Below are 15,872 nucleotides of genomic sequence, written 5' to 3'. Positions count from 1 at the left end.
ACTGGCCCACCCGGACAGCCGGAATACAAGGCAACGGCGCAACAGATACTCGACGCCTGTGTTGGCATCGGCTTCTTGTCGATTACCGGGACGGGCGTGTCGCAGGACAGCGTCGATCAGGTCCGGCAGACGGTGCGCAAGATCTTCGACCTGGAAGAGAGCCGCAAATGGGATCAGGCAATCACGCGCGAAAACTATCGCGGCTACATTCCGATGGGGTTTTTCACCCCGAATGACGGGTCGGGCAAAGCTGACAAATACGAAGGCTACAAGCTGCATCATGAAGTCCAGGAAGACGCGGAAATCCGGCAGGCCTGTGCGCTGTATGGCCCGAATATCTGGCCGGACCATACGCCCGAGGCGCGCGGGGTCATTCTGAACTATTGGTCCCAGTTGGACCACGTGACCGACCTGTTGCTTGGCGCGCTTGAAACTGGCCTGAACCTGACACCGGGGCAGTTGCAAGACGCATTTCGCGATCCGTTGACCAACATGACCCTGCTGCACTATCCGCCGCAAGCCGCAGAAGAGGACGGGTATGGTATCCATCCGCACAAAGACACCGACGCGCTGACAATCATCGCCCCCGACCCGGTTGGCGGGCTGGAGGTGCAAACCCGCGAGGGCGGTTGGATCACACCTGACTGTCCCGAAGGTGGCTTTGTCGTCAATATCGGCGACATGTTAGAGCTGTGGTCAGGCGGGCGGTTGAAATCGACACCGCACCGCGTCGTCAATCGATCTGGCAAGGAACGGTACTCGTTCCCGTATTTCGCCGTCCCGCGCCATGACGTGGTGGTCCAGCCGCTGCTGCCCGCCCTGCCCGGCTTTGATCGCCCGGCCGTGCATTGCGGTCATTGGTCGGCGGAAATCTGGCGCACAAACTGGCCGGACGAGGCGGCGACAAGCGACACTCCGGAATTGGGGACGCTGGCGGATTAAGCGCCGAAATCTGCATGTCATGAACCGCTTGCATCATGTGTCGGTATAAGCGAAGAACATCCCCGACGGTCTAAACACGAGGACGACCATGGCGCTTCCGGTAAAGGATCAACTGAGATACTGGGGCTTCGCCGCAGCGATTTTCATTCTGATCCTGTGGGCCTTGGGCGACGTCCTTCTGCCTTTTGTGATTGGCGGTGCGATTGCCTATTTCCTTGATCCGGTTGCCGACCGGCTGGAAAAGCTGGGCCTGTCTCGGGTTGCGGCGACCGGCATCATAACCGTTGTCGGCGTTCTGGGATTCGTCCTGATGATCCTGATGGTCGTCCCGGCCCTGATCACGCAACTGCTCGAGCTGGTCGATATCCTGCCCAGCCTGTTCAAACAATTGCGCGGGTTCATCGAACAGCAGTTCCCATCGCTGCTCGACCGCGAATCCAGCACCCATCAGATGCTGGTCTCATTCGGCGAAACCCTGAAATCGAAAACCGGCGACGTGCTGGAAACGGTGCTGGCCTCGCTGGGATCGGCCATCAACATCGTTGTTCTGCTGGTCATCGTCCCGGTTGTCGCGGTCTACCTGCTGCTGGACTGGGACCGTATGATCGCCCGTATCGGAGAGCTTCTGCCCCGCGATCACGCCCCCACAATCAAGCGGCTGGCCAGTGAGATCGATGCAGTTCTGGCCTCATTCGTACGCGGTATGGGCACGGTCTGTTTAATCCTGGGCACCTACTACGCAGTTGCCCTGATGATTGTCGGCCTGCAGTTCGGGCTGATCGTCGGCTTTATCGCCGGGCTCGTCACCTTCATCCCCTATCTGGGCGCGCTGATCGGGGGCACTCTGGCCATCGGGCTGGCCCTGTTCCAGTTCTGGGGCGATTGGGCCCATATCGGTCTGGTTGCCGGGATTTTCGCGCTGGGTCAGGTGACCGAGGGCAATTTCCTGACGCCCAAACTGGTCGGCAGTTCGGTTGGGTTGCACCCGGTCTGGCTGCTGCTGGCCTTGTCGGTTTTTGGCGCGCTGTTCGGTTTTGTCGGGATGCTGATCGCTGTGCCTGTCGCCGCAGCCTTGGGGGTTGTGGCGCGGTTCGGCACATCGCTTTATCTTGACAGTCGCCTTTACACCGGCCTGGAAAGCCCGGATCAGGAAGACAAATAAATGGCTCGACAACTGAGCTTTGATCTACCAGCCAAAACCGCGCTGGGGCGCGAGGATTTCTTTGTCTCGCCCTCAAATGCGCTGGCCGTGGCGATGATTTCGGCCTCATCCTGGCCCGGCAACAAACTGGTACTAAGCGGCCCTGCAGGCGCGGGCAAGACCCATCTGGCACATGTCTGGGCCGCCGAAACCGGTGGACGTATCATGCGCGCGGCGGATCTGCATCATGACGAGGTGCCGGAACTGGCACGCTCGGCCATCGCGGTGGAAGACGTGCCGGATATTGCGGCTGATATCGAACAGCAAAAGGTCCTGTTTCACCTGCACAATCTGGTCCTTGCCGAAGGTCACGCCCTGCTGATGACCGGCCGCCTTGCGCCTCGGTTCTGGCAATTGCCGCTGGCCGATCTGCAAAGCCGGGTCGAGGGTGCGCATCACGTAGCACTGGATCCCCCCGATGACGCGCTGTTGGGCGCGGTGTTGGCCAAGCTGTTCGTCGACCGCCAGCTGAACCCCGGACCCGAGGTCATTGCCTATCTGGTCAAACACATGGACCGCCGCTTTGAAACCGCAGCGGACGTTGTGCAACAACTGGACCAACTGGCGCTGGCCGAAAAGCGCGAGATCACGCGGTCGCTGGCTATCCGGGTTCTGAACACGGACCAATACGAAATGGATACTGGCGATTGACCGGGCACCGGGGATTTCGCATCTTACGACTGGAATATCTGGAAGACACATGGATCAGACCGTCGAAACCGACATCCCGGATTGGGGCCCTTTCGGTAAACCTCTGTTCGATGACCCGGGCAGCCGCGCGCTGTCGCGGGTGGGGGTCGTGGATGTGGGGTCGAACTCGGTCCGCATGGTGATCTTTGACGGCGCGGCGCGCTCGCCCGCCTATTTCTACAACGAAAAGGTCATGTGCGAGCTTGGCGCCGGCCTGTCCGAGACCGGCAAGCTGAACCCGCGCGGGCGCGACCGGGCGCTGGCAGCGTTGCGCCGGTTCCAGCATCTGGCCCGCGATCTGGACCTGCCCGGCCTGCATGTCGTTGCCACCGCCGCCGTGCGCGAGGCAAAGGACGGCCCGGATTTCTGCACCCAGGTCAAAGCTGAAACCGGCCTGCATGTGGCCGTGATCGACGGCGGGGAAGAGGCCCGGCTGTCCGCCCAGGGCGTGCTATTGGGCTGGCCCGGGGCCTATGGGCTAATCTGCGATATCGGCGGATCCTCGATGGAACTGGCCGAGATTGGCGACGGGCAAGTGGGTCGCCGCGTAACCTCGGACCTTGGTCCGCTGAAACTGCGCGACATCAAGGGCGGGCGTCGGGCGCGCAAAGCACACATCAAGGGCACGATGGAAGACCTGCGCGCGCAGCTTGGCCAACAGCGCGACCGCCTGTTTCTGGTCGGCGGCAGCTGGCGTGCCTTTGCCCGGCTGGACATGTTGCGGCGCGGCTACCCGCTGAATGTCATGCACGAATACCGCATGACGACCAAACAGGTGCGCGAGACGATCAAGTTCATCGAAGCCAATGACCACGACAAGCTGCGCAGTCAGGCTGGCGTGTCCAGTTCCCGTATGGCTTTGATCCCCTATGCGATGGATGTTCTGGCCCGCCTGATCCGCACCTTCAAACCCAAGGATATCGCGATCTCAAGCTATGGCATCCGCGAGGGGTTGCTGTACGAACAAATGTCGCAGGAAATCCGCGACCGCGACCCGCTGATCGAGGCCAGCCGGTTTTCCGAATCCAAAGACGCGCGCCTGCCGGGCTTTGGGCGGCATCTTTATGATTTCGTCATGCCCCTGTTCAAATCCGCCCCGCCCGCGCGGGTTCGGCTGATCAAGGCGGCGTGTCTTTTGCACGACGTCAGTTGGCGCGCGCATCCCGATTACCGGGCCGAGGTGTGTTTTGACTACGTCACCCGCGCCAATCTGGGGGGCCTGAAACACTCGGAACGCGTCTTTATCGGCCTCGCCTTGCAGCATCGCTATCGCAACAAACGCGAAGGCAACCGGTTCGCACCGTTTTACGAGCTGCTGGACGAGCAAGGGCAAAAACAGGCTGAGATTCTGGGCAAGGCGATGCGGTTCGGCGCGATGCTGTGGATGCATAACGATGCCAATATGGGACGGTTGCGGTTCTATCCCAAAAAGCGGCAGCTTGACCTGTTCCTACCCAAAGCCGCGGGTCCTCTGTTCAACGAAGTGGCCGAGGCGCGTCTGAATTCGCTCTCAAGCGCGCTGAAATCCGAGGCGCGGGTGATCATCAAAGGTTAAGCACGAAAAGCTTCAGATATCCGTGCCTTCGTCAGGGGCATCTTCCTCGGCTTTCGGATCCTCTGGCGCGTCCTGAGTTGGCTTCTTGCGGATGATAATATCGCCATTGGGCAGTATTTCTGGCGCTTCATAGGCGCTCCAGTCCTTGACCTCTGCGGCCAGTTCCGCCAGCGCGGGGCCCATTTCTTCCAGAAAGGACTGCATCGCCGGGCCGAAGGTTTCTGCCATACCCAACAGCTCGTCCAATGCAGGCTCCATTTCCTTGCGCAAGCCTTCCAAGAACAGTTCGGCCCCTTGCTCCATCAGGGATTTGCTGTCCTCTTCCTGCGCGAACGCAGTTGTACCAATGCCGGACGACAAGGCGGCGATGATCAGAATGTGTTTCATGTCAGAAATATAGGCACCGGGGTGGCGTGAGGGAAGATCACAGATCGATATCCAGCGTGACCGGGAAATGGTCCGAGGCTGTCAGCAACGCCTCGCGCAATTCCGGGTTCGACCAACAGGTCGTGTCACGAAACGGATGCCAGATGCGCCAGACCGGGCGGCGCGCGCGCAGGTCCTGGCTGATCATGATGTAATCCAGCAGCGCCTCAAGGAACTTCCCCTCTTTGGGCCGCGCAAACCGCGCGGTCGAGGGGACCGAGCCCGGTCGCGGGCCATGTGCCGTCACCGCATGCGGATCAAACAGGCCCGCCTGCAGCAAGATTTCGACCGAAGATCGCCCGAACAGATGTTCGAACTCATCCAGTCCCGGCCCGTCATTGAGGTCCCCCAGCAGGATCACCGGTTCCTGCGCCTCGACATGCGCCTCGACCCGTCGGGCCAACCAGATCGCCTGTGCCAACTGTTTGCGCCGGTTGGCAATCGAGATCCGGATCGCTTCGTCGCGCGATTCCGCCCCATGCGGGGCTTTGGATTTCAGATGCGCCCCGATCAGACGAAATTCAAACCCGGCCTGTGTCTGGATCGACAGCTCCATCGGCGGTTTTGAAAAGCGCACTACATCTTCGGTGGCGTCCACATCCAGATCGATGCGGAAATCGCCATCAAAACGGGGCGTATGAGCATCGCCCCGAGGATCGTGCCGCGCAGTCAGGGCTCCGGGATCATACAGCAACGCCAGTTCCTGATGCGTATCGTTGGCAAACCCCATGATCGCATGACTGGTTCGCAGATCGAATGCTTCGGCAAACTGTTGCAACGCCCGCACGGTGTTCTGTTTGCGTCCGGTGTTCGGAGCCTCGACAATCAGGATCGCATCCGCATCCAGCGCAGTCAGAACCTTGGCAATCGCCTCGACCTGCTGCGCCTTGGTCACGTCGTGCCGCCCGGACCAACTGTCATCCACGATCAGGGTGTCGTTCTTGTCGAACAGATTGGCGAACCATTCGATATTGTAGGTCGCCAGCCGCATCCGCTCAGGCTCGCGCGCCGTTGATGTCGTCCCAGGCGCGGTTGATGTCGATCATCTTTTTCTCGGCCAGCCGGATCGCCTCTTCCGGCACGCCCCTTGCCATCATAGCGTCGGGATGGGTCTCGCGCACCAACTGACGCCAGACTTTGCGTATCTCGGACACCGGCAGATCGCGCGAGACACCCAGCACCACGTAAGGATCATTCGGCGCATCCGGCACAAAACGCGCGCGCAAAGCCAGAAACTGCGCATCGGTCTGGCCGAAAATGCGGCTGACATCCTCAAGAAACTCGTTTTCGTTGGGATGATAGAACCCGTCGGCCATTGCGATGTGGAACAGCCCCTCCATCAAATCGCACAGCGTGGTGCTGTCTTCGGCGAACATCCGGGCGATCTTGCGGGCATAGTCCTGATAGCCTGCCACATCTGTCCGCGCCATGTTGAAGACGCGTGCAGCGCCTTCCTCATCCTCGCGCGCGATCTGGAACACATCGCGGAAGGCCGTGACCTCATCCCGTGTCACCTGCCCATCGGCCTTGGCCATTTTGGCGCCCAGGGCAATCACCGCGATGGTAAATGCCACGGATCGCTCGGGCGGCGAGCGCAGCTTCTCGAAAACAGCGGTCAGGCTTTCGCCTTGGGCCAGCGCGCTCAGCGCATCGGATATGCGGGTCCAGATCGACATGGGCGTACCCTAGCGTCCCATTTCGGGACTGTCAGGTGGAACAGGTCACTCAGTGGCAAGAATTTTCTGCATCAGCACAAGATCCAACCACCGGTTCCATTTAAACCCCACTTCCGGCATCAGGCCGACCTGCTGAAACCCTAACGCCTTGTGAAACGCAATGGCCGCAGGATTGGCCGAGGACACCCCGGCGACCAGAACATGGATTCCGTCAGCACATGCGGCGGCTTCCAATTCCGTCATCAAAGCCCGCCCCGCGCCTTTGCCCCGCGCATCTGGGGCCAAATAGATCGCATGCTCGCAGCTACGGGCATAGCCGGGCCCGTGCCGAAATGGACCGTAGGTGGCAGAGCCTAGTACCGCACCGTGATCCTCGACCACCAGATAGGATGGGCCACGTTGGCGGATGTCGGCTGCAATCGCCTCGGCACTGCGTTCGTCGGTTGTGAAGGTCACCAGCGTGTCGCGAATGATCGCGTTGTTGATCGCGGCAATGTCGGCGGCGTCCGAAGGTTGGGCCTGACGCACCCTCATTCCAGCACGCGCAGCCCGTGCGGCGTATCAAACTCGGCCCGCATGGACACCGGACCGGTGTCAAAGACAACCAGATCGAGTGCGCCCAGATGCTGCGCCAAACGCATCGCGTCCGGGTGGTACACCACCAGTCGCCGCAAGCTGCACCCGCTGTCCTGCAACATCTGCGCCGGATGCAGATCGCCTTGCCACTGGATCAGCGCGGGAAACAGATTGTCAAAAGGCAGGCGGCCATTGGGCGGCACAGCCATGCGCCAGCGCAATGCCCCACGGGTCAGATCAATCGGCGTGCCGACGCCATCGGGAAACAAAGCAAGCGACGCTTCGATATCGGGCACACGGCATATCCAGTTGGTCAGGCGCGGCTTGCCTGCGAACCGATCCAGATCGAACCAGCGGGTACGCTCGGGCACCGGAGCATCCGGATCGATGGCAATTGCTTCCAGATACAGACCATCCCGCAAGCCCAGCAGGCGATTATAGGTGCCGAATTTCTCGTGCTTTCCGCCGGGCTGAAGCGGTACACCCAGCGCCTGTTCGATATGCGCGGACGCCTCTTCCAGCGTCTCGCCCGCAACGGCCAAATGATCGAGTATCATGCGCGCCCTCCCAACAAAACGACCAGACCCAAGCAGGTCTGGTCGCATGTTTTCGCCAAAGGCGGCGGACCACAAGATTTTTCGTCGAAAAACCGCGGTCGCTGTTAGCCGCGCGCTTCGCTGATCAGGCGCAGAATGTCCTGCGCCGCTTCGGGAATGTTTGTTCCAGGTCCAAAGATCGCCTTGACGCCGTGGTCATACAGGAACTGGTAATCCTGCTGCGGGATCACACCGCCGCAAATGACGATAATATCCTCGGCGCCGGCTTTCTTGAGTTCCTCGACCAGTTGCGGTGCCAGCGTCTTGTGCCCCGCCGCCTGAGACGAAATGCCGATCACGTGCACGTCGTTGTCCACCGCGTCCTGAGCGGCCTCGGCAGGCGTCTGGAACAGCGGGCCGACATCCACGTCAAAGCCAATATCGGCGAACGCGGTGGCAATCACCTTGGCACCGCGGTCGTGACCGTCCTGGCCCATCTTGACCACCAGCAGACGCGGGCGACGGCCTTCGGTCTCGGCGAATTCCTCGATGGATTTCTGGATCGCGGCAAAACCTTCGTCGCCTTCATAGGCCGCGCCATAGACGCCAGCCAGCGTTTTCACTTCGGCGCGGTGACGGCCGAACTCTTTTTCCATTGCCATGCTGATCTCTCCTACGGATGCGCGGGCACGGGCGGCCTCGACGGCGGCGGCCAGAAGGTTGCCGCCCTCGCGGGCGGTGGTGGTCAGGGCCTCAAGCGCGGCCTGACAGGCCGCTTCGTCCCGCGTTGCACGGATACGTTCCAGACGCGCGACCTGAGCCTCGCGCACGGCGACGTTGTCGACGTCCAGAATGTCGATCGGGTCTTCCTGTTCCTTGCGGTACTTGTTGACGCCGACGATCACCTCTTCGCCCCGGTCGATCATCGCCTGACGACGTGCAGCGCTTTCCTCGATCCGCAGCTTGGGCATACCCGAGGCCACGGCCTTGGTCATGCCACCCATCTCCTCAACCTCTTCCATCAAAGCCCAGGCTTTTTCGATCAACTCGTTGGTCAGGCTTTCGACGTAGTAAGAGCCCGCCAGCGGATCGACCACATCGGTCACGCCGGTTTCTTCCTGCAGCACCAGCTGGGTGTTCCGCGCGATACGGGCCGAAAAGTCAGTCGGCAGCGCAATCGCCTCGTCCAGCGCGTTGGTGTGCAGCGACTGGGTGCCGCCCAGAACCGCACTCATCGCCTCATAGGCGGTGCGGATCACGTTGTTATAGGGGTCTTGTTCCTGCAAGCTGACGCCCGAGGTCTGGCAGTGGGTGCGCAGCATTTTCGAACGCTCGGATTTGGCTCCAAACTCGGTCATAACGCGATGCCACAGGGTCCGGGCCGCGCGCAGTTTGGCGATTTCCATGAAGAAGTTCATGCCAATGGCAAAGAAGAACGACAAACGGCCCGCGAACTTGTCCACATCCATCCCGGCCTCGGTCGCGGCGCGTACGTATTCGCGGCCATCGGCCAGCGTGTAGGCAAGCTCCTGCACCAGGTTCGCCCCGGCCTCTTGCATGTGGTAGCCCGAGATCGAGATCGAGTTGAATTTCGGCATCTCGTTCGACGTGTATTCGATGATGTTCGAGATGATCCGCATCGACGGCTCGGGCGGGTAGATATAGGTGTTGCGCACCATGAACTCTTTCAGAATGTCGTTCTGAATGGTTCCCGCCAGCAGCGACTTGTCATGGCCCTGCTCTTCGCCTGCGACGATGAAGTTCGCCAGAATCGGGATCACCGCGCCGTTCATGGTCATCGAGACCGAGACCTTGTCCAGCGGAATGCCGTCGAACAGGATTTTCATGTCCTCAACGCTATCGATGGCCACACCGGCCTTGCCCACGTCGCCAACCACGCGCGGGTGGTCGCTGTCATAACCGCGGTGCGTCGCCAGATCGAACGCGACCGAGACGCCCTGCTGACCGGCGGCCAGGTTGCGGCGGTAAAACGCGTTCGATTCCTCGGCGGTCGAGAAACCGGCATACTGACGGATCGTCCAGGGACGGCCCGCATACATCGTCGCCTTCACGCCGCGCGTGAACGGGCCGAAACCGGGCAGCGAGCCCATATGCGGCAGATCGGCGGTGTCTTCCTGCGTATAGAGCGGTTTGACGTCGATGCCTTCCAGCGTTTCCTTGGTCAGATCGTCCAATGGCCGTCCGCGCAGCTCTTTCTCGGCCAGCGCGCGCCAATCCTTTGTGTCGGTCATTGAGGGGTCCTCTTGTCAATTCGGATCGCAGATGGCTGCAATCCGTGCGTATGGTTGATCAGCATCCAATCGGCCGGGGCAACGCGCGACAAATTGAGCATCATGTGCATTTCGTCAGTCGCATTCGCGCGCGCAGAGGCTATATTCAACGGGACAGGAGGCCCCATGAACAGAACGCTTGCCCTTGTTTTCTCGGCACTAATCCCGCTGGCCGCGATGGCCGCTGACGGGTCTGCACCTGCTGATGATGAATTTGTCCGCCCGGTCGGCGACAGTGAATTGTCTGAATTTCTGTGGACCCACCGGCCCATAATCGTCTTCGCAGACACACCAGCCGACCCCCGGTTCCAGCAACAGGTTGACATGCTGCTTGAGGGGGAAGTGGCCATGCGGGACCGCGATGTGGTGGTCCTGACCGACACCGATCCGTCGGCCCGATCCCCGATCCGGTCGCAACTGCGCCCGCGTGGGTTCCAGATGGTGTTTGTCGACAAGGACGGCGTGGTCAAACTGCGCAAACCCAGCCCGTGGAGCGTGCGCGAGATTGGCCGGTCCATCGACAAAACCCCCCTGCGCGAACGCGAAATCCGCGAACGGCGCGAGGGTGGCTGAGCGCTTTCGCCACGCACCAAGGCCCCGGCGCTGAACGCCGGGAACCCAGTGCGATATGACAAAAGCGCGGTCATGATCACTCGAACTCGATGATCACATCGTCCACGGCAAGGCTATCGCCGGGGCCTGCGTTGATCTTGGCGACCACACCTTTCTTCTCGGCGCGCAGGATGTTTTCCATCTTCATCGCCTCGACGGTGCACAGCGCCTGACCTTCCTGCACTTCCTGACCCACCTCGACATCGACCTTCACGATCAGGCCGGGCATCGGGCAGAGCAGCATTTTCGAGGTATCCGGCGGCAGTTTTTCCGGCATCAGCTTGGCCAGTTCCGCCTGACGCGGACGGCGCACCTGTACTTTCAGGTCAGCACCCCGGTTGCGCACGCGGAACCCGCCCGAGACCTTACCAACCTTCAGAACCAGCGGGCTGCCATCGACATCCAGAACGGCCAGTTGGTCGCCCGGTGTCCAATCAGAGGCCACACGCAGGGTTGAGCCATCTTCGAACTTGACCGTCGCGCCTTCTTTGTCAGCGTTGACCTGAACGGCGAACTCGTGACCTTCCAGCGAGACGACCCAGCGTTTGCCGACCTTACGCTCGTGGTTGTCCATTCGGCCCGATACGCGGGTGCGGCGAATCTCAGCCACGCGGTGCATCGCGGCGCACGATGCTGCGATCTGGCGCAGATCATCCTCGGGCAGGGTGACACCTTCGAACCCTTCGGGATATTCCTCGGCGATGAAGGCCGTGGTCATGTCGCCGCTGATGAATTTCGGATGGTCCATCACGGCGGATAGGAACGGCAGGTTGTGGCCAATGCCTTCGACCTCAAAGCTGTCCAGCGCCACGCGCATTGCCTCGATCGCGGCCTCGCGGGTCGGGGCCCATGTACACAGCTTGGCGATCATCGGGTCGTAATACATGCTGATCTCGCCGCCTTCATAGACGCCGGTATCGTTACGCACGGCGGCATCACCTTCGGGCGCCTCGCCCTGCCATTTGCCGTTCACCAGCATCGGGCCAGCCGCGACCTCTTGCGGTGGGCGATAGCGGGTCAGTCGCCCAATCGAGGGCAGGAAGTTGCGATAGGGGTCTTCCGCATACAGGCGGTTTTCGATGGCCCAACCGGTCAGGGTCACGTCATCCTGCGTGATCGACAGAGGCTCACCGGCTGCAACACGGATCATCTGTTCGACCAGATCTACGCCGGTGATCAGCTCGGTCACAGGGTGTTCCACCTGCAGGCGAGTGTTCATTTCAAGGAAGTAGAAGTTCTTCTGACCATCAACGATGAATTCCACCGTACCGGCGCTGGCATAACCCACGGCCTTGGCCAGGGCCACGGCCTGTTCCCCCATCGCCTTGCGGGTCGCTTCGTCCAGGAATGGCGACGGCGCTTCTTCCACCACTTTCTGGTTCCGGCGCTGGATCGAACATTCACGCTCGCCCAGATAGATGCCGTTGCCGTGGCTGTCGCACAGAACCTGAATCTCGATGTGACGCGGCTGGGTCACAAACTTCTCGATGAAAATCCGGTCATCGCCGAACGAGTTTGCGGCTTCGTTCTTGGACGACTGGAAGCCCTCGCGCGCTTCTTCGTCGTTCCACGCGATCCGCATGCCTTTACCTCCGCCCCCGGCGCTGGCCTTGATCATCACCGGATAGCCGATCTCGTTCGAGATCTTGACCGCTTCTTCCGCGTCTTCGATCAGACCCATGTAGCCGGGAACCGTGGAAACACCGGCGTCCTGAGCGATCTTTTTCGAGGTGATCTTGTCACCCATCGCCTCAATCGCGCCTTTCGGGGGGCCGACAAAGGCAACGCCTTCGGCCTCAAGCGCCTCGGCGAATTTGGCGTTTTCAGACAAGAAGCCATAGCCGGGGTGCACCGCCTGCGCGCCGCTTTGGCGGATGGCGTCCATGACCTTGTCGATCACGATATAGGACTGGTTCGCAGGGGGCGGGCCGATATGCACGGATTCGTCGGCCATCGACACATGCAGCGCGTTTTTGTCTGCGTCCGAGAAGATGGCAACAGTGCCGATACCCATCTTGCGGGCGGTCTTGATAACCCGGCAGGCGATCTCGCCCCGGTTGGCGATCAGGATCTTATTGAACATGGAACGTCCTTTGGCTTGGTGTTCTGGAAACGCACAACGCCGCCGCAGGGAGCAACCCCCACGACGGCGTGATGCGCGATGACGGACGGGGCGACGAAACGCGCCCCGGGAATTTCAGGTTAGCGGCAGGTGTTCTGCGTTTTGCAGTAGAGCACGTTGCCCGCGGCGCCCACTGCGGCCCCGAACAGCGGATCGGCGCTGAGCACGGCAGCGCCAACTGCCCCTGCACCGCCGCCCAGGATGGCCTGTTCGCCGGTTGTGTCGCCGCACGCGGCAAGGCCTGCACAGGTTGCCGCAACAAGGAAGAAACGTGAGAGTCGCATGATGTCTGCCCTTTTTGTCGTCTCGATAGCTTTGAGGGCAGATGCCGGTTTTGGGCTTTGTTATTCAATATCAGACGCGGCATTTCCGCGTTTTGCGCAGATTTATGCCGCTTTACGCCTGCAGACTGCGCAAAGAAAAACGCGGACAGGACTATGTGGGGAACACAAGCCTGCCCGCGGAAGGAAGGGGTACGGAATAGTAGGTGCATGTGCGGCGCAGGCAAAGTAGAGCCGCACGGCTTGAACAGGTTGCACGCCACAATCATGGCCGCAAACAAAGTATTGTTTCCAAGTGAGATTCCGGCTGGAAATTGCCCATCCGGCGAAAATCCGCGCAAAATCGTGCCGATCCGGTTTTCTGACATTCCAGCCACATGCACGAGATCAGCAGTCACATTGCTGTTACATTTTTCTCTCTGGCTGAGACTATTCGCACACGCAGCATCACAATCCAATGACTCGCCGCCGTGCAGAAACACGTTCGGATTCATAGAGTTGACCGATCTGTTCACCTTGGCGTGAGAATTTTCCGCAACCAATGCACAATTGCTTGAGAAGTTTGGCTTTTTCGATCCCATTCTCGTGATTTCCTTCACTAACAACTGCGTGAAACGGTGCGAGCGCACACTCGCACACAAGGAAACACCTACATGAAGACCATACGAACCAAGGCAATCCTGCTTGCTGCCTCTGCGCTTTGTGTGACCGGCACGGTTGCTTTTGCCCAGGACGCCTCGCAGGCCGAACTCGACGCGCTGCGCGCCCGGGTCGAAGCGCTCGAGGCCAACAAGTCCGGCCCCGCCAATGGCGACTTCAGAATCGGAAACACCACTCTGGACGTCTACGGATACGTCAAAGCCGACTTCTTCTACGATTTCGATTTCGATCAGGGAGACACGGCTTTTGTGAACGTCATCGGTGAGCCTTCTGCGGCTACTGACGGAACGTTTGGCGCCACGATCCGCCAATCGCGTATCGGTTTGCGGACAAGCACCCCCACCAGCATCGGCGAAATCGGAGGTCAGTTGGAACTGGACTTGTTTGCCAGTGGCGGCGCTGCTGAGCTTCGCCTGCGTCACGCGAACATCACCATTGGTGATCATTGGCTCATCGGTCAGTACTGGACAAACTTCCAGCCGCTGGACACCTATCCTACCTCGGTCGAATTCAACGGTCCGGTTGGTATTCCGTTCGCTCGCGTACCCCAAGTGCGCTACACGAACACCATTGGCGCGAACACTACTTTCGCAGTGTCTGTTGAAGAGAACGTAGGCGGCTCGAACTCGGACGATCCGGTTCTGACCGGTGCGGTGGAGTACAATGATGGCAAGTACATCGCGCGTGCGTCGGCGCTCTACGGCAAGGCTGAGTCCGGTAGCGTCGAGGTGGATCAGACCGGCTTTACACTGTCCGGTTCGATCCGTCCTTGGCAGGGCGGCTTGTTCCAAGTCAACTACGTGACCGGCGAAGCGCTTGGCCCCTACCTGATCGGCCTTGGTGATCCAATCGTCGGCGGGCAGGCCAACGATGTCGACGGCTACACGATAGAGTTCCGGCAGGATCTGAGCCCGAAGTGGAATGTCGGCATCGCCTACGGGCGCGAGGATTACGACCTCCCCACCTCGACCGGCGATCTGGCCTTCACCGAACTTGAGACGATCCACGTCAACGCCTTCTACAAGGCCACCGACAACCTGACGCTCAGCGCCGAGTACATCTACGGTGAGCGGAATGACGTGAATTCCGGCGACACCTTCGATGGCAGCCGGGTACAAGTCGCCGCCCAGCTGAACTTCTGATACCGCAAATCGGCCTCGCCCATTTCTGGGCGGGGTCTTGCCACACCGGACGAGATTATGCGGCATCGGCCTCTGCATGATCAGGCCGCTCCAAACAGATCAGGGAACGACGCACGCGCCGCATCCGGGTCGATCACCAGCAGCGCATCATAGCTTGCCGGATCAAACGGATCTTCCGCCGGAACAACCTCGCGCCCGAACAGCCAGCTTAACCGGCCTGCATCCAGGTTGCCGCGTTCAAACGGCTGATCTCCGAAATGGTGCCACAGCGCTTCCATGAACGCCGCATCAGCCCGCCGGTCCGCCGGTTTGCGATCCCGAAACCGCTCGCGCCGTGTGATCGGCGTCACGCCCTTGGGGTTAGCGCGGCGGATGGTGAATTGAAAATCTGTCCCGGCCAGACGTCCGGGGAATCCACGATGTTTCAGCATGTCGTTACCTCCGTGCCCCGGGTAGCACCGAGACGGGAAATAACACAGCCTTTATGGGGCGCTTTCATGCGGCGCACCCCGAATATGGCAGCTTTGGCCTGCGGCGCGCTGAGGTCGCGAAACCCGAAGGACATGATCAAAGCCCCTCCCAGATGCAATCTGACGATTCCAGCCTGTAGGCTTCGAAGAATTGCGTGGCATCCGGTGCCGTGTTGCCGAACTCGATCGGGCGATCGGCCAGCGAAATGATCACCAGCGCCGGGTCCAATTCATGCTGCGCAACATAGGCCACCGCCAGCGTCTGGCACAGATGCGCCATGTCCTGCGATGCCACATCATATCCGATCCGTCCCACCGTCGCGCCGATCTTCGGAGCGATGAACCGGAACCGCACCCACAGCTCTCCGGGGTTATTGTCCAGCAAGACATCGTTCAGGTGCACCGGCTGCCCTGACGGTACCGGCAAGGTTACGTCGGATTGCGCAAAGGTTGCGGTGCCAAGAACGGACAAGACCAGACCAATGGCGCGACCCCGGACCCACCGACGGCAGGCTCCTCCTTCCGGAGTCGCGCGCGCAGTGCTGTTGGCCTGCGCGGTTCTATGTCTGGTGGGACGGATCATTTAACTATTTATCGGCTATTGTCAAACCTGCCTCATTTGGCGGTGAGTTCTGACCTGTTTTTCGCGTTACCCGGCCAAGGGCCGGATGGGGTGGGTTGCCCCACCCCGT

16 protein-coding genes are annotated in these 15,872 nt (G+C 60.5%); 6 read left to right on the top strand and 10 right to left on the bottom strand.

Going from position 1 to position 15,872, the window contains the following annotated elements:
- Window positions 1–75: 75 nt before the first annotated feature.
- From ACR0E6_RS16165 to ACR0E6_RS16150, 4 genes are all read left to right on the top strand, one after another.
- Window positions 76–942 (top strand): isopenicillin N synthase family dioxygenase, encoded by an 867-nt coding sequence (locus tag ACR0E6_RS16165; protein ID WP_480585170.1) that lies wholly within the window; start codon window positions 76–78, stop codon window positions 940–942.
- Window positions 943–1,030: 88 nt separating this feature from the next.
- Window positions 1,031–2,104 (top strand): AI-2E family transporter, encoded by a 1,074-nt coding sequence (locus ACR0E6_RS16160; RefSeq protein ID WP_480585167.1) that lies wholly within the window; start codon window positions 1,031–1,033, stop codon window positions 2,102–2,104.
- Window positions 2,105–2,794: an HdaA/DnaA family protein gene (locus ACR0E6_RS16155; RefSeq protein ID WP_170520023.1), complete on the top strand. Its 690-nt coding sequence runs from the start codon at window positions 2,105–2,107 to the stop codon at window positions 2,792–2,794.
- A gap of 49 nt (window positions 2,795–2,843) precedes the next feature.
- Entirely contained in the window at window positions 2,844–4,388 is a 1,545-nt protein-coding gene (locus ACR0E6_RS16150; RefSeq protein WP_480585163.1) for a Ppx/GppA family phosphatase, read from the top strand.
- 12 nt (window positions 4,389–4,400) lie between these two features.
- On the opposite strand, the gene ACR0E6_RS16145 is transcribed toward ACR0E6_RS16150, so the two are convergent.
- From ACR0E6_RS16145 to scpA, 6 genes are all read right to left on the bottom strand, one after another.
- Entirely contained in the window at window positions 4,401–4,775 is a 375-nt protein-coding gene (locus tag ACR0E6_RS16145) for a hypothetical protein (protein WP_480585160.1), read from the bottom strand.
- Between the two features lie 37 nt (window positions 4,776–4,812).
- Entirely contained in the window at window positions 4,813–5,805 is a 993-nt protein-coding gene (locus tag ACR0E6_RS16140; RefSeq protein WP_480585157.1) for an endonuclease/exonuclease/phosphatase family protein, read from the bottom strand.
- Window positions 5,806–5,809: 4 nt separating this feature from the next.
- Window positions 5,810–6,490: a TerB family tellurite resistance protein gene (locus ACR0E6_RS16135; RefSeq protein WP_480585155.1), complete on the bottom strand. Its 681-nt coding sequence runs from the start codon at window positions 6,488–6,490 to the stop codon at window positions 5,810–5,812.
- A 45-nt stretch (window positions 6,491–6,535) separates the two neighbouring features.
- Window positions 6,536–7,024 carry an N-acetyltransferase family protein gene (locus ACR0E6_RS16130; RefSeq protein WP_480585151.1) on the bottom strand — a complete coding sequence of 163 codons (489 nt, stop codon included), beginning with the start codon at window positions 7,022–7,024 and terminating at the stop codon, window positions 6,536–6,538.
- Window positions 7,021–7,623 (bottom strand): VOC family protein, encoded by a 603-nt coding sequence (locus tag ACR0E6_RS16125; RefSeq protein WP_480585149.1) that lies wholly within the window; start codon window positions 7,621–7,623, stop codon window positions 7,021–7,023. The genes ACR0E6_RS16130 and ACR0E6_RS16125 overlap by 4 nt, the downstream gene beginning before the upstream one ends.
- A 104-nt stretch (window positions 7,624–7,727) precedes the next feature.
- Complete coding sequence (gene scpA / locus ACR0E6_RS16120) at window positions 7,728–9,854, bottom strand: methylmalonyl-CoA mutase (RefSeq protein ID WP_170624357.1); 2,127 nt, start codon at window positions 9,852–9,854, stop codon at window positions 7,728–7,730.
- 165 nt (window positions 9,855–10,019) lie between these two features.
- Here scpA and ACR0E6_RS16115 point away from each other — a divergent pair, with 165 nt between their 5' ends.
- Window positions 10,020–10,466: a DUF4174 domain-containing protein gene (locus tag ACR0E6_RS16115; protein ID WP_170520008.1), complete on the top strand. Its 447-nt coding sequence runs from the start codon at window positions 10,020–10,022 to the stop codon at window positions 10,464–10,466.
- Between the two features lie 76 nt (window positions 10,467–10,542).
- On the opposite strand, the gene ACR0E6_RS16110 is transcribed toward ACR0E6_RS16115, so the two are convergent.
- Together ACR0E6_RS16110 and ACR0E6_RS16105 are read right to left on the bottom strand one after the other, a co-directional pair.
- A complete protein-coding gene (locus ACR0E6_RS16110) occupies window positions 10,543–12,588 on the bottom strand; it encodes an acetyl-CoA carboxylase biotin carboxylase subunit (protein ID WP_170520005.1) in 2,046 nt (681 codons plus the stop codon).
- 119 nt (window positions 12,589–12,707) lie between these two features.
- Window positions 12,708–12,911, bottom strand: a complete 204-nt coding sequence (locus ACR0E6_RS16105; RefSeq protein ID WP_170454887.1) for a hypothetical protein — start codon at window positions 12,909–12,911, stop codon at window positions 12,708–12,710.
- A 650-nt stretch (window positions 12,912–13,561) separates the two neighbouring features.
- On the opposite strand from ACR0E6_RS16105, the gene ACR0E6_RS16100 reads away from it, so the two are divergent.
- Window positions 13,562–14,710, top strand: coding sequence for a DcaP family trimeric outer membrane transporter (locus ACR0E6_RS16100; protein ID WP_480585144.1), 1,149 nt, complete (start codon window positions 13,562–13,564; stop codon window positions 14,708–14,710).
- A gap of 80 nt (window positions 14,711–14,790) precedes the next feature.
- Here the strand turns inward: ACR0E6_RS16100 and ACR0E6_RS16095 are convergent, their stop codons facing one another.
- Both ACR0E6_RS16095 and ACR0E6_RS16090 read right to left on the bottom strand, forming a co-directional pair.
- On the bottom strand, window positions 14,791–15,141 hold the full coding sequence (locus tag ACR0E6_RS16095) for a hypothetical protein (RefSeq protein WP_170624363.1): 351 nt from the start codon (window positions 15,139–15,141) through the stop codon (window positions 14,791–14,793).
- Between the two features lie 136 nt (window positions 15,142–15,277).
- Window positions 15,278–15,763, bottom strand: coding sequence for a DUF6497 family protein (locus tag ACR0E6_RS16090; RefSeq protein WP_170520000.1), 486 nt, complete (start codon window positions 15,761–15,763; stop codon window positions 15,278–15,280).
- Between the last annotated feature and the right edge of the window lie 109 nt (window positions 15,764–15,872).

Source organism: Ruegeria sp. AP12 (assembly GCF_056540025.1).
Note: the sequence above shows the minus strand (reverse complement) of the source record. Positions and strands in the feature narration are given on the sequence as shown.